Annotated in this window: 1 protein-coding gene and 1 pseudogene; both read left to right on the top strand. The window is 34.1% G+C overall.

Going from position 1 to position 1,058, the window contains the following annotated elements; translation table 11 throughout:
* Window positions 1-414 (top strand): annotated as a pseudogene (locus tag HMPREF2647_RS09135) (hypothetical protein); the annotation flags it as partial.
* Between the two features lie 210 nt (window positions 415-624).
* On the top strand, window positions 625-1,058 hold a 434-nt coding region (locus tag HMPREF2647_RS09130; RefSeq protein ID WP_141756759.1), incomplete at its 3' end, for a recombinase family protein.

Below are 1,058 nucleotides of genomic sequence, written 5' to 3'. Positions count from 1 at the left end.
GTAGCACAAAACCGTGGTAAGTTTTCTGATGACAAAGCGTTAAAGAATATGATGGAGAACTATGGACTAATTGCCTTAAAAGATGATTATATCGAAGTCAAAATCATTGCGTCTGTATTTAAAAATATGTTGGCAGAGCATCACTTCCAAGATGTTAATAATGTCGTGAATGCACTAAAGGATAAGGGATTTATCGAATCTGACCGTGATCGAATTACGAAAAAACGAACAGTCAAAGATAACAATGGCAAGAAACAGTCGCTTGTCTTTTACCAATTAAAGCTAGATTCAGACCATGCGTCTATTTTTGGTCTAACTAAAGATGCCGAACCTATTAAACCTAAAATTAATACGGATAACAAAGAGAATTTTAAGTTATGGAAAAAGCAAAATGATGAGTTAGCTGATCTTTAATGACCACTTCTCAATACCTTTTTAGTAACTTAAAGATGAAATTGTATAGGAGTGAATGAAATGGATGAGTTAATTGAAGTATTAGCTAACTTAGTTGTTGAAGAGTTAAATCGTGATAACTGAGATTGCGGTCCAACGTGCTTTTAACACGTTGGACCTTTCATTTTAATTCATTCATAAACATATATTATCTCTATGGAGGTGTATAAAATGGAAAAAGCCATTGCTTATGTACGTCAAAGTACACTCAAACAACAAAGCTTAGCGACTCAGAAATCCCTCATTATAGACACTGCTAAGCAACATGGATGGTCCAATGTAACATTTTATGATGATAAAAAAACAGGTGGACATACAAAGCGTTCAGGCTATCAAAAAATGGTAGAAGTGATTACATCTGGAGAGTGTAAAGTATTATGTTGCTATCGGCTAAATCGGCTCCATCGTAATTTCAAAAATGCTATACAATTCTTTGAAATTTGTAAAAAGCATCACGTCACAATCATCAGTGTTAACGATGGATATTTTGATTTGTCTAAAGAGTTTGATTGCTTTCGCTTAAACATACTCATGAGTCTAGCAGAAATGGAATCGAACAACATCAGCGAACAAACACGAAATGGGATAAGAGAAAAAGCCAAACA

Source organism: Staphylococcus sp. HMSC035D11, assembly GCF_001836075.1.
GTDB classification, from domain to species: Bacteria; Bacillota; Bacilli; order Staphylococcales; family Staphylococcaceae; genus Staphylococcus; species Staphylococcus hominis.
The sequence above is the reverse complement of the archived record's forward strand: the minus strand, read 5'-3'. Positions and strand labels throughout refer to the sequence as shown.